General features: G+C 64.4%; 24 protein-coding genes. 12 read left to right on the top strand and 12 right to left on the bottom strand.

What is annotated here, in order from left to right:
* Positions 1 to 33 precede the first annotated feature (33 nt).
* Positions 34 to 1,263, bottom strand: coding sequence for an ROK family transcriptional regulator (locus SS05631_RS24350; protein WP_037416762.1), 1,230 nt, complete (start codon positions 1,261 to 1,263; stop codon positions 34 to 36).
* Positions 1,264 to 1,466: 203 nt separating this feature from the next.
* On the opposite strand from SS05631_RS24350, the gene SS05631_RS24355 reads away from it, so the two are divergent.
* From SS05631_RS24355 to ugpC, 6 genes are all read left to right on the top strand, one after another.
* Positions 1,467 to 2,705 carry an extracellular solute-binding protein gene (locus tag SS05631_RS24355; RefSeq protein ID WP_095678082.1) on the top strand — a complete coding sequence of 413 codons (1,239 nt, stop codon included), beginning with the start codon at positions 1,467 to 1,469 and terminating at the stop codon, positions 2,703 to 2,705.
* A gap of 95 nt (positions 2,706 to 2,800) precedes the next feature.
* The gene (locus tag SS05631_RS24360; RefSeq protein ID WP_037416743.1) at positions 2,801 to 3,682 is read left to right on the top strand and encodes a sugar ABC transporter permease; all 882 of its coding nucleotides are present in this window, start codon (positions 2,801 to 2,803) and stop codon (positions 3,680 to 3,682) included.
* Positions 3,682 to 4,527 (top strand): carbohydrate ABC transporter permease, encoded by an 846-nt coding sequence (locus tag SS05631_RS24365; RefSeq protein WP_037416740.1) that lies wholly within the window; start codon positions 3,682 to 3,684, stop codon positions 4,525 to 4,527. Before SS05631_RS24360 ends, SS05631_RS24365 begins: the two co-directional genes overlap by 1 nt.
* Complete coding sequence (locus tag SS05631_RS24370; protein WP_162109091.1) at positions 4,524 to 5,549, top strand: aminotransferase; 1,026 nt, start codon at positions 4,524 to 4,526, stop codon at positions 5,547 to 5,549. Before SS05631_RS24365 ends, SS05631_RS24370 begins: the two co-directional genes overlap by 4 nt.
* 3 nt (positions 5,550 to 5,552) lie before the next feature.
* The gene (locus tag SS05631_RS24375) at positions 5,553 to 6,488 is read left to right on the top strand and encodes a PfkB family carbohydrate kinase (RefSeq protein WP_037416737.1); all 936 of its coding nucleotides are present in this window, start codon (positions 5,553 to 5,555) and stop codon (positions 6,486 to 6,488) included.
* Entirely contained in the window at positions 6,485 to 7,570 is a 1,086-nt protein-coding gene (ugpC, locus tag SS05631_RS24380) for a sn-glycerol-3-phosphate ABC transporter ATP-binding protein UgpC (protein ID WP_095678083.1), read from the top strand. Before SS05631_RS24375 ends, ugpC begins: the two co-directional genes overlap by 4 nt.
* Positions 7,571 to 7,605: 35 nt before the next feature.
* On the opposite strand, the gene SS05631_RS24385 is transcribed toward ugpC, so the two are convergent.
* From SS05631_RS24385 to SS05631_RS24410, 6 genes are all read right to left on the bottom strand, one after another.
* Positions 7,606 to 8,418: an IclR family transcriptional regulator gene (locus SS05631_RS24385; RefSeq protein ID WP_037416725.1), complete on the bottom strand. Its 813-nt coding sequence runs from the start codon at positions 8,416 to 8,418 to the stop codon at positions 7,606 to 7,608.
* Positions 8,419 to 8,467: 49 nt separating this feature from the next.
* Entirely contained in the window at positions 8,468 to 8,851 is a 384-nt protein-coding gene (locus SS05631_RS24390) for a RidA family protein (RefSeq protein WP_037416702.1), read from the bottom strand.
* A 32-nt stretch (positions 8,852 to 8,883) separates the two neighbouring features.
* Positions 8,884 to 9,651, bottom strand: a complete 768-nt coding sequence (locus SS05631_RS24395) for an amino acid ABC transporter ATP-binding protein (protein ID WP_037416700.1) — start codon at positions 9,649 to 9,651, stop codon at positions 8,884 to 8,886.
* A gap of 7 nt (positions 9,652 to 9,658) precedes the next feature.
* Positions 9,659 to 10,318 (bottom strand): amino acid ABC transporter permease, encoded by a 660-nt coding sequence (locus SS05631_RS24400; protein WP_037416697.1) that lies wholly within the window; start codon positions 10,316 to 10,318, stop codon positions 9,659 to 9,661.
* Between the two features lie 5 nt (positions 10,319 to 10,323).
* Positions 10,324 to 10,986, bottom strand: coding sequence for an amino acid ABC transporter permease (locus SS05631_RS24405; RefSeq protein ID WP_037416693.1), 663 nt, complete (start codon positions 10,984 to 10,986; stop codon positions 10,324 to 10,326).
* 68 nt (positions 10,987 to 11,054) lie between these two features.
* Entirely contained in the window at positions 11,055 to 11,897 is an 843-nt protein-coding gene (locus SS05631_RS24410) for a transporter substrate-binding domain-containing protein (RefSeq protein WP_037416722.1), read from the bottom strand.
* Between the two features lie 159 nt (positions 11,898 to 12,056).
* On the opposite strand from SS05631_RS24410, the gene SS05631_RS24415 reads away from it, so the two are divergent.
* From SS05631_RS24415 to SS05631_RS24440, 6 genes are all read left to right on the top strand, one after another.
* On the top strand, positions 12,057 to 13,115 hold the full coding sequence (locus SS05631_RS24415; protein ID WP_037416691.1) for a D-TA family PLP-dependent enzyme: 1,059 nt from the start codon (positions 12,057 to 12,059) through the stop codon (positions 13,113 to 13,115).
* 304 nt (positions 13,116 to 13,419) lie between these two features.
* Positions 13,420 to 14,445 carry a sulfate ABC transporter substrate-binding protein gene (locus SS05631_RS24420; RefSeq protein ID WP_037416719.1) on the top strand — a complete coding sequence of 342 codons (1,026 nt, stop codon included), beginning with the start codon at positions 13,420 to 13,422 and terminating at the stop codon, positions 14,443 to 14,445.
* Positions 14,446 to 14,451: 6 nt separating this feature from the next.
* On the top strand, positions 14,452 to 15,309 hold the full coding sequence (cysT, locus tag SS05631_RS24425) for a sulfate ABC transporter permease subunit CysT (RefSeq protein WP_037416688.1): 858 nt from the start codon (positions 14,452 to 14,454) through the stop codon (positions 15,307 to 15,309).
* Positions 15,299 to 16,183 (top strand): sulfate ABC transporter permease subunit CysW, encoded by an 885-nt coding sequence (cysW, locus tag SS05631_RS24430; RefSeq protein ID WP_037416685.1) that lies wholly within the window; start codon positions 15,299 to 15,301, stop codon positions 16,181 to 16,183. Before cysT ends, cysW begins: the two co-directional genes overlap by 11 nt.
* A gap of 15 nt (positions 16,184 to 16,198) precedes the next feature.
* A complete protein-coding gene (locus SS05631_RS24435; protein WP_037416682.1) occupies positions 16,199 to 17,308 on the top strand; it encodes a sulfate/molybdate ABC transporter ATP-binding protein in 1,110 nt (369 codons plus the stop codon).
* A 143-nt stretch (positions 17,309 to 17,451) separates the two neighbouring features.
* Positions 17,452 to 18,813, top strand: coding sequence for an FAD-binding oxidoreductase (locus tag SS05631_RS24440; protein WP_037416679.1), 1,362 nt, complete (start codon positions 17,452 to 17,454; stop codon positions 18,811 to 18,813).
* Here the strand turns inward: SS05631_RS24440 and SS05631_RS24445 are convergent.
* The 5 genes from SS05631_RS24445 to SS05631_RS24465 form a co-directional block, all read right to left on the bottom strand.
* Positions 18,810 to 19,373, bottom strand: a complete 564-nt coding sequence (locus tag SS05631_RS24445; protein WP_037416676.1) for an RES domain-containing protein — start codon at positions 19,371 to 19,373, stop codon at positions 18,810 to 18,812. The two genes, SS05631_RS24440 and SS05631_RS24445, sit on opposite strands and share 4 nt — an antisense overlap.
* Before the next feature lie 2 nt (positions 19,374 to 19,375).
* Entirely contained in the window at positions 19,376 to 19,747 is a 372-nt protein-coding gene (locus SS05631_RS24450; RefSeq protein ID WP_037384278.1) for a DUF2384 domain-containing protein, read from the bottom strand.
* A 175-nt stretch (positions 19,748 to 19,922) separates the two neighbouring features.
* The gene (locus tag SS05631_RS24455; RefSeq protein WP_037416673.1) at positions 19,923 to 20,708 is read right to left on the bottom strand and encodes a crotonase/enoyl-CoA hydratase family protein; all 786 of its coding nucleotides are present in this window, start codon (positions 20,706 to 20,708) and stop codon (positions 19,923 to 19,925) included.
* On the bottom strand, positions 20,705 to 21,574 hold the full coding sequence (locus SS05631_RS24460; protein ID WP_037416670.1) for a hydroxymethylglutaryl-CoA lyase: 870 nt from the start codon (positions 21,572 to 21,574) through the stop codon (positions 20,705 to 20,707). Before SS05631_RS24460 ends, SS05631_RS24455 begins: the two co-directional genes overlap by 4 nt.
* Positions 21,571 to 23,559 carry an acetyl/propionyl/methylcrotonyl-CoA carboxylase subunit alpha gene (locus SS05631_RS24465; RefSeq protein WP_037416667.1) on the bottom strand — a complete coding sequence of 663 codons (1,989 nt, stop codon included), beginning with the start codon at positions 23,557 to 23,559 and terminating at the stop codon, positions 21,571 to 21,573. Before SS05631_RS24465 ends, SS05631_RS24460 begins: the two co-directional genes overlap by 4 nt.
* Positions 23,560 to 23,561 lie beyond the last annotated feature (2 nt).

A 23,561-nucleotide genomic window follows, 5' to 3' on the forward strand; every position in this document is an offset into this window, starting at 1 on the left:
AAGGTTACTTTGCGTGGAGATGCACGCAAATGGTCACGGAGACCGGGGCGCGCGAGTCTTCAAGATGGCGGAGAAACTCGGGTCGAAGGTCCGGCTGATCGGCTCGGCCGCTGCGCCGATTGCGACCGCCCAGGGGTCGGTAAGCCCAAGCTGCAGGCGCGGCGCGCTGCGCGCACGCCGCTCGGCGATCGACGGCAGCAGAGGGTGGATGGAATCGATGAGCCGGCGCGCGAGGCCGGGCGGCATGCCGCCGCAGAGCACGATCGTCTGGGGATCGAATGTCGTCTCGAGGATCTGGACGGCGCCTCTCAACTCATAAGCCGCGTCGGCGATCCAATCGGCAACTCTGCCGTCCGAGACAGCGGCCATATCGTCGAGATGCCGGTAAAGGGCGGGGTCGGCCGGGTCGAGAGCGAGGATCTTGCAGAGCGAGGCGATCGACGCGCGGTGCTCAAGCGGCGCCCGCTGATCTTCCGTCCCTCCCCGCGGTCGGCTGAGGATCATGCCGATCTCGCCGGCATTGCCATTGGCGCCGCGATAAAGCTCTCCGTCCAGAATCAGGCCGGCGCCGAGACCGTAGCCGAGATAGATGCAGATCGCCTGTTCGAAGCCATGGGCGGCGCCGACCATCTTCTCCGCCGTCGCCGCCGCGGCCGCATCGTTCTGCAGCCGGACGTCGAGTCCGGTCCCGTTCGCCAGGGTTTCAGAAAGTGGAAAGCGTTGCCAGCGGGCCATCATCCAGGGATCGTCCGGATCGGCATCGATGCCGAAAGGACCCGGCATGGCGACGCCGAGCCCGACAAGGCGATCCCGCGACTGCGGCGCCACCCTGGCCAGTTCCCGTTGTGTGCTGTCGATAAGCGAGAGGATGGTCTCCGTCCCCCGCTCCGGCCCGCCAGCGGGCAAGTTCGCCTCGCCCCGGGCAAGCACCGTGCCGACGAGGTCGACCGCAATGGTGCGCGTCACATGCCGGTCGATTTGCAGGCCGATGGCGAAAGCACCCTCCGGCACCAGCCGATAGGGGGTCGAAGGCTGCCCGCGGCCTCTGCGCACTGCGGCAAGCGAGGCGACCAGCCCGTCGCGCTCTAGTTCCTCGATGATGTTCGACACGGCCTGCTTGGTGAGCGCCGTCGCCCGCGCCAGATCGGCGCGCGACAATTGTCCGTTGAGGCGCAGCGCGTCGATCATCACACGGCGATTATGGGCACTCGCGCCCTCCTGATTGGTGCCGCTCTTGGCCCGGATCGGGCGCATCTCGTTCATCCATAAATCCCGCTTGACTCATCTAGAATATTGAACAAGAAATAAGTCAAGCCAATTGACTTAATAGAGGGCACAAGAACCTCGGGGAATGACGACAGCGGCGAGACAGGGCCGCGAACGCTTCGATCGATTTGTCGACGGCCGTCGCGGCGAGCGACGGATTCTCGCATGTAGACTGGAACGATCAGCTATTGGAGGCAGCAATGTTGAAATCCATACGCAATGCCTTACTGGGAGCGACACTCATTGGAACCGCCTTCGCAAGCCAGGCCTATGCGGAAACGACGCTGAATGCCCTATTCATGGCGCAGGCCGCCTATAGCGAGGCCGATGTGCGCGCCATGACCGAGGCCTTCACCAAGGCCAACCCGGAGGTGAAGGTCAATCTCGAATTCGTCCCCTATGAGGGACTGCACGACAAGACGGTATTGGCTCAGGGCTCCGGCGGCGGCTATGACGTCGTCCTCTTCGACGTGATCTGGCCGGCCGAATATGCCAGCAACAAGGTGCTCGTCGATGTCACCGACCGCATCACCGACGAGATGAACAAGGGCATCCTGCCGGGCGCCTGGACGACGGTAGAATATGACGGCAAGCGCTACGGCATGCCGTGGATCCTCGACACCAAGTACCTGTTCTACAACAAGGAAATCCTCGAAAAGGCGGGCATCAAGGAGCCGCCGAAGACCTGGGACGAGCTTGCCGAGCAGGCAAAGACGATCAAGGAAAAGGGGCTCCTCCAGACGCCGATCGCCTGGAGCTGGTCGCAGGCGGAAGCCGCGATCTGCGACTACACGACGCTGGTCAGCGCCTATGGCGGCAAGTTCCTCGACAGCGGCAAGCCCGCCTTCACGACGGGCGGCGGCCTCGAGGCGCTGAACTACATGGTGACGAGCTATACCTCCGGCCTCACAAATCCTAACTCCAAGGAATTCCTCGAGGAGGATGTGCGCAAGGTGTTCCAGAACGGCGAGGCCGCTTTCGCGCTCAACTGGACCTACATGTACAATCTCGCCAACGATCCCAAGGAGAGCAAGGTGGCCGGCAAGGTCGGCGTCGTGCCGGCTCCAGGCGTTGCCGGCAAGAGCGAGGTTTCCGCCGTCAACGGCTCCATGGGGCTCGGCATCACCGCAACCAGCAAGCATCCGGAAGAGGCGTGGAAATATATCGTCCACATGACCTCGCAGGAAACGCAGAACGCCTATGCGAAGCTCAGCCTGCCAATCTGGGCGTCGTCCTATGAAGACCCGAATGTGACGAAGGGCCAGGAAGAGCTGATCGCCGCGGCGAAACGCGGGCTTGCCGCCATGTATCCGCGGCCGACCACGCCGAAATACCAGGAGCTCTCGACCGCATTGCAGCAGGCGATCCAGGAGGCGCTGCTCGGCCAGGCCTCGCCGGAGGATGCGCTGAAGACCGCCGCTGAAAACAGCGGGCTCTAATGGCAATACGACAATGGGGTCCCGGGCTTGCCGCCCGGGACCCATTTTGTCAGCGCAACAGCCCCAATATCGAACGATCGGCAAGGGTTTCATTCATGTCCGGCACCTGGATTTCGACACGCGCATGGCTGCTGATGCTGCCGCTGCTCGTGGTGATGGTCTCGGTGATCGGCTGGCCGCTTGTCGACACGGTGCGGCTCTCCTTCACCGATGCCGAGCTCGTCGGCACCGAGGGAAGCTTTGTCGGCATCGCCAACTACGAGAAGATGCTGGCGGGATCGAACTTCCAAAAGGCACTTGTCACGACGACATGGTTTGCAGTCGTCTCGGTCGCCGCCGAGATGGTACTCGGCGTTCTTGCCGCCCTTCTGTTGAACCAGCAGTTCCGCGGCCGAACAGCGCTTAGAGCCTTGATGATACTGCCCTGGGCGCTGCCGACGGTGGTCAATGCGACGCTGTGGCGGCTGATCTACAACCCGGAGTATGGCGCGCTCAACGCCGCACTCACCCAACTCGGCCTGATCGACAACTACCGCTCCTGGCTCGGCGAGCCGGGGTCGGCGCTGACCGCGCTGATCATCGCCGATTGCTGGAAGAACTTTCCGTTGGTCGCCCTCATCGCACTGGCTGCACTGCAGGCCGTTCCGCGCGACATCACTGCCGCCGCTCACGTCGACGGTGCCGGCCCGTTCAACCGGTTTCGCTTCGTCATCATGCCCTATCTCGCCGGCCCGCTTCTGGTGGCGCTGGTGCTCCGCACCATCGAGGCCTTCAAGGTGTTCGACATCATCTGGGTGATGACGCGCGGCGGACCGGCGAACAGCACGCGCACCCTGTCGATCCTCGTCTATCAGGAGGCCTTCTCCTTCCAACGGGCCGGTTCCGGGGCGTCGCTGGCGCTGATCGTCACCCTGCTCGTCACCATTCTCGCCGCTGGCTATGCGGCGCTGCTCCGCCGGGCCGCAGGAGCCTCGTGATGGAACGCCGGAACCCGCTCTTCAACGCCTTCGTCTATGCGAGCGCGCTACTCCTTGCCGCGGTCATCCTTACCCCGGTCGTGTGGCTTTTCGTCATGAGCATTTCGCCGGCCGCCGACCTCTCTGCCAAGCCGCTCGCCTGGTGGCCGAGCAACATCGACCTCTCCCGCTACCGCACTCTGCTCTCTGCCGTCGAAAACAGCGCCGGTGCCGCCTTCGTCGCCTCGCTCGTCAACAGCCTGCAGGTCGCCGGCATGGCAACGCTTGCCGCGATCGTCGTCGCCGTCCCGGCTGCCTGGGCGGTGTCGCGGACGCCCGCCGTCTCTTGGTCGCTCTATGCCGTGATCGCCACCTATATGCTGCCGCCGGTAGCACTTGCCGTGCCGCTCTATATGGGCCTTGCCTATTTCGGGCTGCTCAATTCGGTCTTCGGGCTCGCGCTCGTCTACCTCACCATTCTGGCGCCCTTTACCACCTGGCTTCTCAAATCCGGCTTCGATGCGATACCGCGGGAGATCGAGAGCGCAGCGATGATCGACGGCGCGCGGCTCGACCAGATCCTCAGATTGCTGACGCTGCCGCTCGCCGCCCCCGTCATGGCAACCTCGGCGCTCTTCGCCTTCCTGCTCGCCTGGGACGAGTTCTTCTACGCGCTGCTCTTCACCTCCGACCTGCGCGCCAAGACCCTGACGGTCGCCATCGCCGACCTCGCCGGCGGCCGTGTTTCCGACTACGGGCTGATCGCGACCGCCGGGGTGCTTGCCGCCCTGCCCCCGGTGCTAATTGGCCTCGTCATGCAACGGGCCCTGATATCCGGGCTCACCAGCGGCGGCGTAAAGGGATGATCATGCGAAGCTCGAAACAACGCCCGATCGGGCTCGTCGCGATCGATCGCGAGATGGGCCGCCAGCACGCCGATGCCCTTGCCTCCTACGATGAGGCGGCCGCCCTTGCTGAAGGGGTGGCGGCATCGCTGAAGTCGACCGGCCGGCTTCTGCTTCTCGGCATGGGCGGTTCGCATGCGGTCGGCCGCGCCGTCGAGCCACTCTACCGCGCCCTCGGCGTCGATGCCGTCGCCCTGCCGCTCTCCGAGCAGCTCGGCCAGCCGCTGCCGATCGTAGGCAAGACGATCCTCATCACCTCGCAATCCGGCGAAAGCGCCGAGGTGCTGCGCTGGTTCAAGGAGACGAATGGCGGTACGCCCGAAGCATTTGGCCTGACGCTCGAGGCAAATTCCTTCCTCGCAAAAGCAGTGCCGTCACTGATCGGCGCCGGCGGCAGCGAAAAGGCGTTTGCGGCAACCCGCAGCCTGACGATCAGCTTCGCGCTGCATCTCGCAATCCTCTCTGCCCTTGGTGGCGACCCGGCAGCAGCGCTGGCCGCCCTCGAAGCACCCGAAACGCCCGAGACCGAAGGCGCACTGCAAGCGCTCGCCGACGTTAGCGCCTTGGTAACCTCCGGCCGTCTCCTTCAGGGCCTCGCCGAGGCGATTGCTCTCGGACTCACCGAACTGTCGCGGCTGCCCTGTTTCTCGCTCGAAGGCGGACAGTTGCGGCATGGACCGATGGAAATGCTCGGACCTTCGATCGGCCTCGTTCTCTTCCGCGCCGCCGACCCTACCGCCGGTCTCGTCGCCGCCATGGCAGCCTCGGCGGCCGAAGCCGGCTCGCCCGTCGTCGTCTTCGATGCCTCGGGCGAGCCGCCGCTCGCAGGCGTGACGACAATTCCCTTCAAGCCGGCGGCGGGCATGGCGGCGATCTTCGCCATACTGCCGGTCGCGCAAGCCTTCATGATCGCCTTTGCCGACGCCCGCGTCGAACATGCCGGTACGCCGGTGCGATCCACCAAGATCACCCGGAGCGAGTAGAAAATGCGTCCACTGGCCGTCATCGGCAATGTCAATGTCGATCTTATCCTCGGGCCTGCCGCGCCCTGGCCCAAGGCAGGCACGGAGATCATCGTCGATCACGACGAGCTGCGCGTCGGCGGCTGTGCCGGCAACAGCGCGCTTGCCTGGGAGTCACTCGGCGTCAACTACGCGATCGCCGCCAATGTCGGCAACGACCAGTTCGGCGCCTGGCTGAAGGAGGCCTTCGGCGCGCGCTCGCGCCACTGGCCGGTGGAAACCGTTGGCTCGACGCTTTCGGTCGGCATCACCCATCCGGACGGCGAGCGCACCTTCTTTACCACGCGCGGCCACCTGCCGCTCTTCAGCTTCGACGAGATGCGTGCAATGCTCGATGGAAACGCGCTTCGGGGCGGGATCGCCTTGCTCGCCGGGTCCTTTCTGACAGACGCCCTGAGGCTTGCCTATGACGCGTTCTTCGATTGGGCGGATGCGCATGAGATCGCTGTGGCGCTCGACACCGGCTGGCCGCTGGAGGGCTGGACGGAGGCCAATCGATCGAAAACCCTCAATTGGCTGAAGCGCTGCCATTGCGCGCTCTTCAATGAAGTCGAAACGACGACGCTGACCGGTTGCACCGACCCGGCGGAGGCGGCGCGCAGCCTGAAATCCCGAATGCCTGCCGATGCGATCGTCGTCGTCAAGCGCGGCCCGCACGGCGCGCTCGCCATTGACCACGACGGCAAGGAATTTTCCGTCGGCGCGCCGCGCGTTGCCGTCGTCGACACGATCGGCGCCGGCGACGTCTTCAACGCCGGCTTCCTGGCGGCGCTCGCCGCCGAAGTGCCGCTGGAGGCCTGCTTGAGGACCGGCGTCACCGTCGCCTCGGAGGCGATCTCCACCCTGCCGCGCAGCTACGGCAAGCCTCTTTCGGCCCTCCTCGAGGATGTCCGCCAATGAGCGCACTCGAAATCCGCAACATCCAAAAGCGCTACGGCGATGTCGAAACGCTGAAGGGCATCGACATCGCGCTCGAAAGCGGCGAGTTCCTGGTGCTGCTCGGCTCCTCCGGCTGCGGCAAGTCGACGCTGCTCAACATCATTGCCGGGCTCGCCGATCCGAGCGGCGGCGACATCCTGATCGGCGAGCGTTCGATCCTCGGCGCCCATCCCAAGGATCGCGACATCGCCATGGTGTTCCAGTCCTACGCGCTCTATCCGAACATGAGCGTCGCCCGCAACATCGGCTTCGGCCTCGAAATGCGCAAGGTGCCCTCGGCCGAGCGGGAAAAGGCGGTGCGCGAAGCCGCCAAGCTGCTACAGATCGAGAACCTGCTGGACCGCAGGCCGAGCCAGCTTTCCGGCGGCCAGCGCCAGCGGGTCGCGATCGGCCGGGCGCTGGTACGCAACCCGCAGGTCTTCCTCTTCGACGAGCCGCTGTCGAACCTCGATGCCAAGCTGCGCATGGAGATGCGCACCGAGCTCAAGCGCCTGCACCAGATGCTGAAGACGACTGTCGTCTACGTCACGCACGACCAGATCGAAGCGATGACGCTCGCCACCCGCATCGCCGTCATGCGCGACGGCCGCATCGAACAGCTCGGCACGCCGGCGGAGATCTACGACCGGCCGGCGACCCTTTACGTCGCCGGCTTCGTCGGCTCGCCGCCGATGAACATCCTCGATGCGGAAATCGTCGGAGACCAGCTGAGAATCGCTGGCTCCGACCAGGTGCTGCCGCTGCCGCAAGATTTCAGGAGAACCGCGGTATCGGGCGGGCGCGTCGAGGTCGGCATTCGGCCCGAAGCGCTCCGGCTCGCGGATCCCAGCGCAAGCGGCGTCCGCTTGGTTGCCGATATCGAGGTGATGGAATTGACCGGACCGGAGCTGGTGACCACGGCAAGGGTCGGCGGACAACGGATCACCGCCTGCCTGCCACCACGAACGCCGCTCGCCGCGGGATCGACGCGGGCCTTCTCGTTCGAGGAAGCGGCACTGCATCTCTTCGATCCGGCAAGCGGCCGCTCCGTTCGGACGGCATGAAGCCTTCTTGTCTGTCGCTCACGCCTCTCCGGGTTTTAGCGGCCGGCGACGCTCCGCGCCGTTGCCGCACCGGCCTGCCGATAGCCGAGCTTTTCCGATAGTTCGCCCGCCGCATCGACCAGCACCCGCAGATAGGCGTCGCGATTGCGCAGCCCATCTTCCTTCGGCGATACGAGGCAGAGAGTGGCGATGCAGACTTCCTCCGCGTCGTAGATCGGCACGGCGAAGCAATGGGTGAAGCTATCGACGATGCTGTTGAAGGTGAAATAGCCGTCTTTCTTGGCCTGCCGGACCTGCGAGATGAACTCGGCCGGATCCAGGTGCTTGCCGTTCGGCAGTACGAAGTCGCTTTCCGGGATGAAGGCCATTATCTCCTCGTCGCTCATATGGTCGACGAGGAGGCGGCCGGAAGCGGTCCACGGAATGGCGACCGGCTCGCCGATATTTGTGGAGATGCGGAACGGCCGGCTGCCCTCGTTCATCAGCACCACGGCATATTTATTGCCCTCGAGCTGGCACATCTGCGCGGTCTCGCGCGTCTCCTCGGCGACCCTCGAAAGCAGATGCTCGCATTCGCGCATCAGGTCGAACTGCTCGGCGTAAGCCGCTCCGAGGAAATAGAGCTTGCGGCCCAAAAAGACGCGGCCATCATCGCCCCGGTACTCGATGACGCCCTGGCGCAGCAGCAGATTGACGAGCTCATAGACCGACGAGCGCGGTGCGCCAATTCCCTGGGCGATCTCGTTGGGGCGCAGCGGCTGGCGCTGCAGGCGCAGATAATCGAGGATCTCGAAGGCCCGATCGAGACCCCGTGCCCTACGATTGATCGTGTCTTCCACCTCCGCCATCGCGTCCTCGATCGTGTTGGAAGGGCGCGCGAAGCACGCCCGGTTCACTTCATTTAGCCTTGTAGGCGACGCAGTCAACTTCCACCTTGCAGTCGACCATCATACGCGACTGCACGCAGGCGCGGGCCGGCGGGTTGCTGCCGAAATACTCCGCATAGACGCCGTTGAACGTCCAGAAGTCGCGCGGATCGTCGAGCCAGACGCCGATCCTGACCACGTCTTCGACGCCATAGCCCGCCTCATCGAGGATGGCGATCATGTTCTCGATCGCCTTGCGGCTTTCGGCGACGATGCCGCCGCCGATGATCTCGCCCTTCTCCATGGCGACCTGCCCCGAAACATAGAGCCAGCCATTCGCCTCGACGGCGCGAGCAAAGGGCAAGGGCTGCTTGCCGGCACCGGTTTCCCCCGTTCCAAAACGCTTGATCGTCACACTACACTCCACTTCTTCCTTGAAATTCACTGTTAGTTGAACTTTGAGGTCTTCAAAAATTCCGCCAGCCGCTCGGTCTGCGGCTTCAGGAACATTTCGCGAGGATTGCCTTCCTCGCCGATGCGTCCCTGGTTCATGAAGATCACCCGCGACGACACCTCATAGGCGAACCGCATCTCGTGGGTGACGATCAGCATGCTCATGCCGTCCTCCGCGAGCGCCTTGATCACCTGCAGCACCTCGTTGACGAGCTCGGGGTCGAGCGCCGAGGTCACCTCGTCGAAGAGCATCAGCTTCGGGTTCATGGCGATGGCGCGGGCGATCGCCACGCGCTGCTGCTGGCCACCGGAAAGCTGGCCCGGATAATGGTCTTTGCGCGAGAGCAGGCCGACGCGGTCGAGCCATTTCTCCGCCAGCGCCCGCGCCTCGTCGCGGCCCATCTTCTTCACCTTGACAAGGCCGAGCATGACGTTGGCGGCGGCGGTCATGTGCGGAAACAGGTTGAACTGCTGGAAGGCCATGCCGGTCAGGGCCCGCTGGCGGGCGATCTCGCGCTCCGGCTTGCGGCGGCGCACGCCGCCCGCCGTCTCGTAGCCGATCTCCTGGCCGTCGATCGCGATCGTGCCGCCCTGGAATTCCTCGAGCATGTTGATGCAGCGGAGCATGGTCGTCTTGCCGGAGCCGCTGGAGCCGATGATGCTGATCACCTCGCCCTGGGGCATGGAGCAATCGACGCCCTTCAGCACCTCGACCGTGCCGTAGCGCTTATGGAGATCGCGGATTTCAAGAAGGTTGGTCATCGGAGCCTCACGATGGGACGGCGGTCTTGCGCTCGACGTAGCGTCCGAAGCGCTCGATGCCGTAATTCATGACGAAATAGAGGAAGCCCGCGAAGAAATAGAATTCGAGGCTCATGAAGGTGCGGGAAATCACTTCCTGGGTGCGCAACAGCAGTTCGCCGACACCGATGATCGACAGTAGCGTCGAAGCCTTGACCATTTCCGCCGCCGTATTGACCCAGGCCGGCAGCGCCTGGCGAAGCGCCTGCGGTCCGAGCACATAGGCGAAGGTTTGCGGGAAGGTCAGCCCGATCGCCTTGGCGGCCTCGGTCTGACCCTTGGGGATGGACTGCAGCGCGCCGCGCACCAGTTCGCCGACATGCGAGCTGCAGAAGACCGCAAGCGCCAGCACGCCCGCCTGGAACGGCCCGAGATCGATGCCGACGGTGCTGAGCACATAATAGCTCGCCAGAACCAGCACGAGCACCGGCGTGCCGCGGATGAAGTCGGTATAGCCGCGCACCAGCCATTTGATCGGCCTGTAGCCATAGGTGAGCGCCAGGCCGACGAAAATGCCGAGGACGGTGCCGACGACGATCGCCAGCAGCGAGATCGAAATCGACACGCCGAGACCTTTGAGGAGGGGAACGCGGGCGACCCAGAGCTGATCGATGAAACCCAAATCCATGGGCGTCACCTCGGGACGGCGAGACGGCGCTCGACGGCGCGCATCAGCGCGGCCAAGAGCGAGCAGGTTGCGACGTAGAGGCAGCTCGCGACGATCCAGGTCTCGATGACGCGGAAGGTCTCGACATTGATCTTGCGCGCCTCGAAGGTCAGCTCCGGCACGGCGATGGCGGCTGCGAGCGACGTATCCTTGAACAGCGAAATCAACGTGCTGCCGAGTGATGGCAGGACGTTGCGCAGCATCAGCGGGATGATGATCGAGATGCGTATCTGCATCTCCGTAAGGCCGATCGCAAGCCCCGCCTCGCGCTGTCCCGGCGGCACGGCGATGAGGCCGCCGCGGAACACTTCGGCAAGGTAGGCGCCCGAATAGATGGCGAGCGTCAGCACGAAGCTCTGGATCTTGCCGAGCCGCACGCCGAGCTCCGGAAGAGCGAAATAGCTGAACAGCACGAGCACCAGGATCGGCGTGTTGCGGATGATCGTCACGTACAGACCGGCCGGTTTGCGCAGGAGCATGCTTTTGGAAACGAGCCCGAAGGCCGTGATCAGTCCGATCACGCAGCCGGCGAGGATAGCCACGACGGCAAGGCCAAGGCTAAGCGCCAGCCCCTGCAGCAGCAGGTCGAAGGAGCGCCAGACAGCCGCGAAATTCAATGTATAGGTCATGGGCGCACTCGCCTCTCAGCACGCTTCGGGGCGGCACCGCCGAATGGCGGCGCCGCCGTGACGAGGGCTTACTTGTACTCGACCGGGAAACCGATCTGCGGCGGGGTGAGGTCCTTGCCGAAATAGGTCTTGAACGACTTGGCGTAGAAGTCGAATTCGACACCGGTCATCGCTTCGTGCAGCGCCGTGTTGACGAAGTTCAGCCAGTCCTGGTCGCCGCGCTTGACGCCGCAGGCATAGGTCTGCGGGTTCCAGCCATAGCCGGCATCCTTATAGCGGCCCGGGTTCTGGGTCATGTACCAGGTTAGCGACGACTGGTCGGTGGCCGCCGCATCGGCGCGGCCGGATTCCAGCGCCTGATAGATCAGGTCCACCGATTCATACTGGTCGACCGTCGCGTCCGGCAGGGCGGCATGGACCATGTCCTCCGCGTAGACGTTCTGCAGCACCGAGACGGTGACAGATGATCCCGCATCCTTCAGTGCCTTGTAGTCGGCATACTTGCCGTCGCCCTTCAGCATCAGGCCGACGCCCTCGCGATAATAGGGAATGGTGAAGGCGATCTGCTGGGCGCGTTCGCCGGTGACCGTCATGAACTGGCAGGTGAGATCGACCTTGCCGGTGGTAATGTTGGGAATGCGCGCATCCGACGACTGGTTGACATATTCGATCTTGTCGGGATCCCCGAACAGCGCCTTGGCGATGATGCGCCCCATGTCAACGTCGAAGCCCTGCAGCTTGTCCTCGGCGCTCTTGAAGTGCCACGGCGCGTTCGTGCTGCCGGTGCCGAGTATCAGATGGCCGCGCGCCAGAACCTCATCAAGCTTGCTGGATGGCTGCTGCGCTTGCGCCGGCATGGCAGCGAGCGCGGCGACTGCGAGGCTCGCAGCGATGGCGAATGTCTTGAGCATCGGAGATCTCCCCTTTTCGTTCCCGGTGAATTCGTTGTCCGTTATTTTGGACATACGTCCTCAATACCGGATTGACCTATCAAATGCCTCGGGTCATAACTTGTCAAGCGGCTTCGGCGAGATTCGCCGTCCGTGCCATCTCGTGGAGGAACCGAGCCAATGCAGCTGCCGATCGAAACGCCCGCCGTGCTCGTCGATCTCGACATTGCCCGCCGTAACATTTACGCCTTCCAGGCCTATGCCGATCGGCACGGCATTCGCGTGCGTCCGCACATCAAGACGCACAAGCTGCCGCAGATGGCGGAGCTGCAGCTCGAGGCAGGGGCGATCGGCATAACCTGCCAGAAGGTCTCCGAAGCCGAGGCGATGGTCGATGGCAGCCCCCGGATCAAGGATGTGCTGATCACCTACAACATCCTCGGCGAGGCAAAGCTCGCAAGGCTGGTCCGGTTGAACGAGCGGGTAGCCCTCAGCGTGGTTGCCGACAATCCGGCGGTGGTCGACGGCATGTCCGCCGTTTTCGCCGACGCTACGAAGCCGCTCACGGTGCTCGTCGAATGCAACACCGGCGCCGACCGCTGCGGCGTCGCCTCGCCCGAGGCGGCGGCAGAGCTTGCGCGACGCGTTGCCGAGGCGCCCGGATTGCGGTTCGGCGGTTTGATGACCTATCCGCCGGCCGGCGGTGAGGCGCGGGTGCAAGCCTTCATGAGCGAAGCAAAGCGGCTGATCGAAGCGGAGGGGCTGGAGGTCCCCACCATCACGTCCGGCGGCACGCCGAGCATGATGCAGGCGGCCGAGGCACCGATCGCGACCGAGTATCGCCCGGGCACCTATATTTACAACGACCGCTCCCTCGTCGCCCGCGGCGTCGCCACATGGCAGGATTGTGCCCTCACGGTGCTTGCGACGGTCGTCTCCGTTCCGGCCGAAAACCGGGCGATCATCGACGCCGGCAGCAAGGTGCTGACCTCCGACCTGCTCGGCCTCGCCGGCTATGGCCATGTGCTCGGGCACGACGACATCCGCATCGACCAGCTATCCGAGGAGCACGGCAGGCTGGTCTGCGACGGTCCGATCCGCCTTAAGGTCGGCGAGCAGGTTCGCGTCGTTCCGAACCACGCCTGCGTGGTGACCAACATGGTCGATGCGGTCCACATTCTCGAGGCCGGTCAGCCGAAAGCCGAGTGGAGCGTTGTGGCGCGCGGTCGCGTTCTCTGACGGGGGGCCTGCGCTTCTGCCTCCTTGAAACGCTCCACGGCCCCTCGTCTGCCGTACCCCGGGACCATCGCCGTGCCAGCGGTCGACCGGCGGCGATCGCCGCGTGCCACACGTAAAGTTACTTTGGCCCAGCGCAAAAATGGGCCATGCTCCTGCGCGCCGAGCGAAGCGGTTCGGCACGGAATTCCCGGAAACGCCTAAATTAGGATACGACATTTCCCAAATCCGCCTGCCGGCGTCACATGTTTGCGTTGATGTAGTCTATTAAATTGATAGTTTTATCTGGCAAAGGATGGAGGTCGACATGCGTTCGAATAGACTTGCCGGAATGATGAAACTAGCACTTGTGGTCGGAAGCTTGCAGCTCGGCTCGATCGGTGTTGCCGCCGCCGATACGACAATCCTGAACGTGTCCTATGACCCGACGCGGGAACTCTACAAGGACTTCAACGCCGCCTTCGCGGAAAAATGGAAGGCCGATACGGGCGAGACCGTCACGATCCAGACTTCGCATGGCGGCTCGGGCAAGCAGGCCCGATCGGTGATCGACGGCCTGGAAGCGGATGTGGTGACGCTGGCGCTCGAAGCCGACATCAACGCGATTGCACAGGCGACCGGCAAGATCCCGGCGGACTGGAAGACCCGCCTCGAAAACAACAGCGCTCCCTATACGTCGACGATCGTCTTCCTGGTCCGCAAGGGCAATCCGAAGGGCGTCAAGGATTGGGGCGACCTGACCAAGGAGGGCATCCAGGTCATCACGCCGAACCCGAAGACCTCGGGCGGCGCCCGCTGGAACTTCCTCGCCGCCTGGGCTTGGGCGCGCGCCGCCAACAACGGCGACGATGGCAAGGCGCAGGAATATGTGACGCAGCTCTTCAAGCACGTTCCGGTGCTGGATACCGGCGCGCGCGGCGCAACCACCACCTTCGTCCAGCGCGGCCTCGGCGACGTGCTGCTCGCCTGGGAAAACGAAGCCTATCTTTCGCTCGAGGAACTCGGCCCCGACAATTTCGAGATCGTCACGCCTTCGATCTCGATCAAGGCCGAGCCACCGGTGGCGCTCGTCGACGGCAATGTCGACGCGAAGGGCACCCGCAAGGTGGCGGAAGCCTACCTCAACTATCTCTACAGCGATGCCGGCCAGAAGCTCGCCGCCAAGCACTATTACCGGCCGTTCAAGCCGGAGCTTGCCGACCCGAAGGACACCGCCCGCTTCGCCGACGTGAAACTCGTCACTATTGACGAATTCGGCGGTTGGAAGGAAGCTCAGCCGAAATTCTTCGCCGATGGCGGGATCTTCGATCAGATCTACAAGCCGGGACAATAACAGCATATGGCCTTTCGCAGCAGCACGCGATGGCGGTTTCGGCAGCCGAGCGTCATTCCGGGTTTCGGATTGGCGCTCGGCGTCACACTGGCCTGGCTCACCCTTATCGTCCTCATTCCCCTCTCCGGCCTGATCTGGCGCTCGACGGGCCTCGGCTGGTCCAATTTCATGGCGCTCGTCCTCGACGAGCGCACCGTCAACGCCTTGACGATCAGCTTCGGCACCGCCTTCATCGCCGCGGTCGTCAACCTGTTCTTCGGCGTCATTCTCGCCTGGGTGCTGGTGCGCTATCGCTTCCCGGGAAAGCGGGTGATCGACGCCATGGTCGACCTGCCTTTCGCGCTCCCGACCGCGGTTGCCGGCATCGCCCTGACGGCGCTCTATGCGCCGAACGGCTGGATCGGCTCGCTGCTCGAACCGCTCGGCATCAAGATCGCCTTCACGCCAGCCGGCATAGTCGTGGCGCTCGTCTTCGTCGGCCTGCCTTTCGTGGTGCGCACGGTTCAGCCGGTCATGGAGGAAATCGACAAGGAGGTCGAAGAGGCGGCCGCGACGCTCGGCGCCAGCCGGTTTCAGACGATCAGCCGGGTCCTGCTGCCGGGACTGCTACCGGCCGGGCTGACCGGCTTTGCGCTTGCCTTTGCACGCGGCGTCGGCGAATACGGCTCGGTGATCTTCATCGCCGGCAACCTACCCTATGTTTCGGAGATCGCACCGCTGCTGATCATCATCCGTCTGGAGGAGTTCAACTATCCGGCTGCGACCGCAATCGCCACGGTGATGCTGTTCCTCTCGTTCATCATGCTGCTCGTCATCAACTCTATCCAGGCCTGGAGCAGGCGGAGATACAGCAATGGCGCTTGATACCGGCACGGCCCCGACGGCGTCATCCAAACTCGTGAAAGCGGCAACATCGGAAACGCGGGTCGCGCGCCTGACGCTGATCGCAGTCGCGCTCGGTTTCGTTGCCCTTTTCCTCCTCCTGCCGCTCGCGACCGTCTTCATCGAGGCGTTTCGCAAGGGGCCGGCCGAGTTCGCGACGGCGCTTCGCGATCCCGAGACCTTTTCGGCGATCCGCCTGACGCTGATCGTCGCAGCAATCTCCGTTCCCCTGAACCTGGTCTTCGGGGTAGCGGCCGCATGGGCCATCGCCAAATTCGAGTTCAAGGGCAAGGCGTTTCTGACGACCCTGATAGACCTGCCCTTCTCCGTGTCGCCGGTGATCTCGGGCCTCGTCTTCGTCCTGCTCTTCGGCGCCAACAGCGCCCTCGGCCCCTTCCTGCAGAAGCACGGTATTCAGATTCTCTTCGCCGTGCCGGGCCTTGTGCTTGCCACCGTCTTCGTGACCTTTCCCTTCGTCGCCCGCGAACTCATCCCGCTGATGCAGGAGCAGGGAACGAGCGACGAAGAGGCGGCGCTGTCGCTTGGGGCGACCGGCTGGCAGACCTTCTGGCATGTGACCCTGCCGAACATCAAATGGGGCTTGCTCTATGGCGTGCTGCTCTGCAATGCCCGGGCGATGGGCGAGTTCGGCGCCGTGTCCGTGGTTTCTGGTCACATTCGCGGCCAAACGAACACCATGCCCTTGCAGGTCGAGATCCTCTATAATGAGTACAATTTCGTGGCTGCATTCGCGGTGGCGGCAGTCCTTGCGCTCCTGGCGCTGGTGACGCTCGTCCTGAAGACGGCGCTTGAAATCCGCTACAGCGACGAAATCGCTGCCAGCCGCAGGCATTGAAAGGTCCATACATCCATGGAAGTCCGCGTCCAGAACATACGCAAGGAATTCGGCCGCTTTCCGGCGCTCGACGACGTGTCGCTCGACATCCGCTCCGGTGAACTGATCGCGTTGCTCGGCCCCTCCGGCTCGGGCAAGACGACGCTGCTGAGGCTCATCGCCGGGCTTGAGAGTCCGACCGACGGGACGATCTTCTTCGGCGCCGAGGATGCCTCGAAGAAGACGGTGCAGCAGCGAAACATCGGCTTCGTCTTCCAGCATTATGCGCTTTTCCGGCACATGACCGTGCTTGATAACGTCTCCTTCGGGCTGAAGGTCCGGCCGGCGAGCCGCCGGCCGCCGGCCGCCGATATCCGCCGCCGGGCTCTCGACCTGCTCGAACTGGTGCAGCTGTCCGGCCTGGAAAAGCGCTATCCTGCCCAGCTCTCCGGCGGCCAGCGCCAGCGGGTGGCGCTGGCACGCGCCATGGCGGTGGAACCGAACGTCTTACTGCTCGACGAGCCCTTCGGCGCGCTCGACGCGCAAGTGCGTAAGGAACTGCGCAAGTGGCTGCGGGAAATCCACGACCGCACCGGCCACACGACGGTTTTCGTGACCCATGACCAGGAGGAGGCCCTCGAACTCGCCGACCGAGTCGTGGTGATGAGCAAGGGTGCGATCGAGCAGGTCGGCACACCCGACGAGATCTACGACCACCCGATCTCGCCCTTCGTCTATGGCTTCATCGGCCAGTCGAACTGCATCGACGTGACGCTTTCGAGCGGCGAGATCTGGTTCGAGGACCGCCCGATCGGCCTGCGCGCCACAAGCGAGCCGGACGGGGCGGCAACGCTCTACTTCCGTCCGCACGACATCGAACTCATCGATGGCTGCGGCGGCTGTCTCGCGGGCCTAGTGACGACGAGCCGCCGCGTCGCCGGCACACGGCACCTCGAGATCGATCTCGGCAAGACCCACCCTCCGGTCGAGATCGAATTGCCGCCGGAGCGCGCCTCATCGACCGACCACACCCGTGTCGCCTTCCGGCCGACCAAGTGGACGCTCTTCCGCAAGGAAGGGGATGTCGCAGCCGTCTCGAGAGAGGTGGAAGCACCGGTGAGCGAGCTGGCACGCACCGGCACCTGAAGCGGCATCACAGTGCCGCGTCGTGACGCGGCACTGGCTGGCGCCGACTTCCGGTTTACTCTATCGGAGGGATAGCATCGGGCGAGATCGATCGATCCGATCCCGTTCCTCGGATTGCTGCCCGCCGCGCGTGGAGCCACCGCATGACCGTCATCGAAGAGCTTGTTCAATCCCTCGGCGAGGCCGTATTGACCGGCGACCGCATCGGCGACCGTTATCGCAGCGATGCCAGCCTGACGGGACGCAGCCTGCCGAAGGCGGTCGTTCGCCCGGCAGGTGCAGCCGAGGTCGCCATCGCCCTGAAAATCCGCAACGAACACCACCAGAACGTCGTGCCGCAGGGCGGCATGACCGGTCTGGCTGGCGGCGCCAACCCAAAGACCGAAGACATCGTCATCTCCCTTGAGCGGATGTCCGGCATCGAGGAGATCGACAGCGCCGCTGCCACGATGACGGTGCTTGCAGGAACGCCGCTCGACGTGGCGCAGCGCGCCGCCGAGCAGGCCGGGTTCCTGCTGCCGATCGACCTCGGGGCCCGCGGCTCCTGCCAGATCGGCGGCAATCTCGCCACCAATGCCGGCGGCATCCGGGTCATCCGCTACGGCGTGACCCGCGACAATGTGCTGGGTCTGGAAGCCGTGCTCGCAGACGGTACCGTGCTCTCCTCGCTGAACAAGATGGTGAAGAACAATACCGGCTATGATCTCCGGCAGCTCTTCATCGGCTCGGAGGGCACGCTCGGCATCATCACCCGGGCCGTTCTCCGGCTCCGCCCCTTGCCGACGGGTCGCCTGACGGCGCTCTGCGCCCTCGCCAGCTATGCCGATGTCGCCGCCTTGCTCAAGCGGGCGCAGCAGCAACTCCCCGGCCTGTCGGCTTTCGAGACGATGTGGGAAAGCTATTTTCGCTTCACTTGCGAGGCCGAAGGCTTGCGGCTTTTCGAGACATCGCCCGCCTTCGCCGTGATCATCGAACAGGATACGCAGGGCCGCGACGGCGAGCGCGACGCATTCGAGGTCTTTCTTGGACAGGTGCTCGAAGACGGGTTGATCGGCGATGCGCTGATCGCGCAGTCGGAAAAAGAAGCGCAGACCTTCTGGCGCGTTCGCGAAGGGCATGCGCTCGACCGGCTGCCGTCGCTCGCCAATTTCGACGTCAGCCTGCCGATCGGGGCGATCGGCCGTTTCGCCGAGGCGTGCGGCGCCGCACTCCACGAGGCGTTTCCCTCAGCCCATGTGTCCTTCTTCGGCCATGTCGCCGACAGCAACCTGCACATCGCCTTCTCGGCCCCGGATGCGCCCGAGACGCTGCATGCGGTCGACGAGATCGTCTACACCCTCGTCGGCCGCTACCACGGCTCGATCTCCGCGGAACACGGCATCGGTACGCTGAAACGCGATTTTCTCGACCGATCCCGCAGTCCGGCAGAGATCGAGGTCATCCGGCGCATCAAGACCGCGCTCGATCCGAACGGCATCCTCAATCCGGGTAAGGTGCTCATCTAAAGCCAGGAGGCTGGCGATTTCGGGAGCCGGCCCTCTGGATCGATGACGTCGAGCTGCGGTCCGCTCCGGCCGTTCCAGCGCCAGAGGGCGACACATGTGCCGCCGGGCGACATGTAGGACGGATAGATCACGCCGTCATAGCCGCGCTTCAGAAGGTCGGCCCGGGTCTTGTGCGTATGCGGCATTGAGCCCCTGTCGAGTGCGTCGCGCCATTCGCAGCGGTGGATCGCCTCTTCCAGCCGGAGTTCGGCAAGCACATCGCCACTCGTCAGGTCCGCCAGCTTCGCGTCGCGAAGCTCGAGTTGGACGATCAGCGCCGGATGCTGCACGAAACCCTGGTTATATTCGGCCCAAGCGGTGGAAAGCTCCCGCGCCGCGTAGATCGTCGGCGTGCCGACGGGATTCCATCGGCCACCGAACCGGGCGGCACCCTCTCCGGAAAGCGGCATATGCGCCCAGCGGGGCACGAAGGCACGCCAGAGCGTCATCGGCTCCGCCGGCGACATTTGTTCCTGATCGGAGCGGGACGCGGGCGGAGATCCGCTCACACTTCTCCTCATCCTCAGGCGTAGACGCCGGCGCGGATGGCCTCGAGATAGGCGAGGACCTTGTCGGCCTTGCCTTCGCCGACCAGGTCATAGGCGGTCTTGCCGGCCCAGCCGGGGATCGGCTGATGTTTGAACCAAATGACGGCGCGGGCTTCGTCGCCGGCCATTTCAGACGCCATTGCGAGGATGCGGACGACCTTGCTCAAAGCGCTGTCGACCTTTCGCGCGCCAGACTTTGCCGTCAGCGTGTTGCGTGCCACGCCGATCAGCTTGGCGAGTTCGGCAAGTGTGACGCCGAGCCGGTCGGCGACGAGGCGTGCCGACAGGTACGGCGAATGATCATCCCCGAAGCGTGCCGCCGGAATCTGGAAGTCGACAGCCATCATGACAAACTCGATCCTATTTTGAGCAGTCCACTATTAAATTAGGATTAGATACGGCGCAATTCAAGCCCAATTTCCGCCACTGCATGTCTCCGTTAATCGACCTCGATTAAAGACATGCAGCAATTCAAACGGCGACCCTTGCGCCTTTGAAAAGACGCGCAGCGCTTTAGGAAGCTCAGCTCCGCCAGGACGGTTCGCGGCGCTCGAAGAAGGCCGCGACCCCCTCTTGCGCTTCTTTGGTTTCCCAGGTGTCGGCGAGTTGCTCTATCGTCGAAGCGATGACGGCATCGGTAATCGGGCTGCCGAGCGACCGCGCAAGCCGCTTGGCACGGCCGGCGGCTCCCGGAGCCGCCACCAGGTAGGACGCGACTTCGGCCTCTACGGCGGCATCCAACGTGGCAACGTTCGAGACCATCGAGACCAGGCCAGCGGTTTTCGCCTCTTCGGCCCCGAAAATCCGCGCCGACATGAACATAGGCCGCGCCCTCGCCTCCCCGATCCGGGCGACGACATAGGGGCTGATGGTAGCCGGGATAAGCCCGAGGCGGGTTTCCGTCAGCCCGAATTTCGCCCCGCGCTCGGCGACGACGGCATCGCATACGCTGATCAGCCCCACCCCACCGCCGAAGGCGCTGCCGTGGACCCGCGCGATCAACGGTTTCGGCATCTCGTTCAACGCCTTGAACATCATCGCCAGCCGCGTCGCCTCGGCGATCCGCGTCGGCCTGTCTGCCGCGAACTGCCGCCGCATCCACTCCAGGTCGCCGCCCGCGCAAAAACTCTTGCCTTCCGCTTCGAGAACGACCGCCCGCACGGTCTGATCGGCTCCAAGCCGGCCGGCAATCTCCCTGAGTTCGCCGATCATCAAGGCCGAGAGCGCGTTGTGCTTTTCAGGGCGCGCGAGCGTCAGCCGGACAATGCCGCGTTCGTCGCGGTCGTAGCGGATCGTTTGGTAGATCATGCCGTACTCCTCAAGGAGCGCGCGAAGGCGGCGGCCTGTTCGAGCTTCTCGGCGTCGAGTCCGGTGGAAAAGCCCCTCTTCCCTAGAAGCGCGTTGACCGCGACCGTATCCACATTGCCTGCGGCGCCGGGTGCATAGGGGCATCCGCCAAGGCCGCCGGCAGATGCGTCGAACACTCTGAGACCGTGCTCCAGCGAAACCGCGATATTCTCGAGCGCGCGGCCTGACGTGTCGTGGAAGTGACCGGCGAGCTTCGTTGAGGCAATCTCGCCGAGCACCGCTTCCAGCATGGCGTCGACGGCTTCCGGGGTCCCTCGTCCAATCGTATCGCCGAGGCTGATCTCGTAGCAGCCGAGGCCGGAAAGCAGCCGCACCAGGCGGGCAGCAGCCTGCGGCGCGATAGGCCCCTCGTAGGGGCATTCGACGACGCAGCTCACATAACCGCGCAGCGGAATGCGGTTATGACGGCTCGCCTCCGCCACCGGACGGAACCGCTCGATGCTTTCGGCGATCGAACAGTTGATGTTCTTCTGGGAAAAACTCTCGGAGGCCGAGGCGAAAATCGCCACCTCGTCGGCGCCGGAGGCAAGGGCCGCCTCGAAGCCGCGCATGTTCGGTGCCAGCGCCGTGTAGCGCGTGCCCTGGCGCCGCGCAATGCCCGCCATCACGGCCGGAGCATCGGCCATCTGCGGCACCCAGCGTGGGCTGACGAAGCTCGTCACCTCGATCCGCTCGTAGCCGCAGTCGGAGAGCAGGTCGACAAGCCTGATCTTGTCGCCGGTATCGACGAGCCTGGCCTCGTTCTGCAGACCGTCGCGCGGCGCCATCTCGACGATCGTGACGTGCTCGCTTTTCTGCGAGGTCATTCGGCCGCCTCCTCGTGAAGCTTGACGAGCACGGTGCCTTCACTGACCTGCGCGCCCTCGGCCACGTGCACGCTCGCTACCTTGCCTTCCCGCGTCGCCGAGAGCGTAAGCTCCATTTTCATCGCCTCCATGACGACGAGCGGCTGGCCCTTGGCGACCGCCTCGCCGGCGCCGACGCGCACCAGCTTGATGAGTCCCGGCATCGGCGCGATGAGTTCGTCGTCGGCGCTCTCGCTCGTGTGCCCGCCCGAAAGCGAATCCGGCAGGTGGAAGACGAGGTTGCGGCCACCGAAGAACAAGGTCAATGTCTCGCCGTCCTTGAGGAAGCGAAGCATCCGCTTCTGCCCGGCCACTTCGAGCCGGGCGCCGTCCTCGAACCGCTCGAGCACCAGGATCGGCAGCGTGCTCGACCCCGCATGCACTGCGAACTGGTCGCGGCCGCGGGCCTTGAGGGTCGCCGCCACGCGGACTCCGCCATGCTCAACCGTCACCGTCCGTTGCGCGTCGCCCCATATCTGCCAATAGCCGAGCGACGACCAGGGATCGCTTTTTATGGCCAGCTCGAGGACGCCGGTCGCGACGACTGCCGCCAGCGCCAACGCCTCGTCGTCGGCCGCGGCCGGCGCCGTCAGCCGCTCGATTTCGCGGTCGATCAGACCCGTATCGGGCCTGCCAGAGCGGAAATCGTGTTCTTCGGTCAGGCGGATGAGGAAGTCGAGATTGGTGACCGTGCCGCCGATCTGGCATTCCTTGAGCGCGGCCTGCAACTGGCCAAGGGCCGCTGACCGGTTGGGGCCATGGACGATCAGCTTGGCGATCAACGGATCGTAATAGGGCGTCACCATGTCGCCCTGCCGCACTCCGGAATCGATCCGCGCCTTGCCTTCCGGAAAGTGCAGGTGCTGCAACCGGCCGATCGCCGGCAAGAATCCCTTGGCGGGGTCCTCCGCATAGATCCGTGCCTCGAACGACCAGCCGTCGATCGTGATGTCGGCCTGCTTTTTCGGCAGAGGCTCCCCGGCGGCAACCCGCAATTGCCACTCGACGAGGTCGAAGCCGGTAATCGCCTCCGTAACCGGGTGCTCCACCTGCAGCCGGGTGTTCATCTCCATGAAAAAAAATTGATCCGGCCAGAGCCCGTTCGAAACGTCGGCAATGAATTCGACCGTCCCGGCGCCGACATAGCCGATCGCCCCCGCCGCAGTGACCGCCGCATCGCCCATGGCGCGGCGCACCTCGGCGGTCATCCCCGGGGCCGGCGCCTCCTCGATCACTTTCTGGTGCCGACGCTGCAGCGAGCAGTCGCGTTCGAACAGATGAACGAAATTGCCGTGCCGGTCGCCGAAGACCTGGACCTCGATGTGGCGCGGTCTGGTCAGATATTTTTCGATCAGCACCGAGCCGTCGCCGAAGGCGGCTTCGGCCTCCCGCCGGGCGGCGTCCAGCGCCGAGGCGAAGTCCTCCCGCCGGTCGACCCGCCGCATGCCCTTTCCGCCGCCGCCGGCGCGCGCCTTGATCAGCACCGGATAGCCGATTTCGGCCGCCTCCCCGGCAAGGAAGCCAGCATCCTGCTCTTCGCCGTGATAGCCGGGCACGACCGGAACGCCGGCGCGCTCCATCAGCGCCTTGGCGGCGTTCTTCAGCCCCATGGCGCGGATCGCATCCGCAGAGGGCCCCACGAATACCATGCCCGCCGCTTCGACGGCGGCGGCAAAGTCGGCATTCTCCGAAAGAAAGCCGTAGCCGGGATGAATGGCATCCGCCCCGACGCTTCTCGCCGCCCAGATGATCCGCTCGATCGACAGATAGCTCTCGGAGGCCGCCGCCGCGCCGATCCTCACTGCCTCGTCGGCCAGCGCCACGTGGAGCGCGTCGTCGTCGGCATCGGAATAGACGGCGACGGTGCGGATGCCGAGCCGGCGGGCGGTGCCTATGACGCGGCAGGCAATTTCACCGCGATTGGCTATCAGGAGCTTCGAAAACATAC

Source organism: Sinorhizobium sp. CCBAU 05631 (assembly GCF_002288505.1).
Classification (GTDB): Bacteria; Pseudomonadota; Alphaproteobacteria; order Rhizobiales; family Rhizobiaceae; genus Sinorhizobium; species Sinorhizobium fredii_C.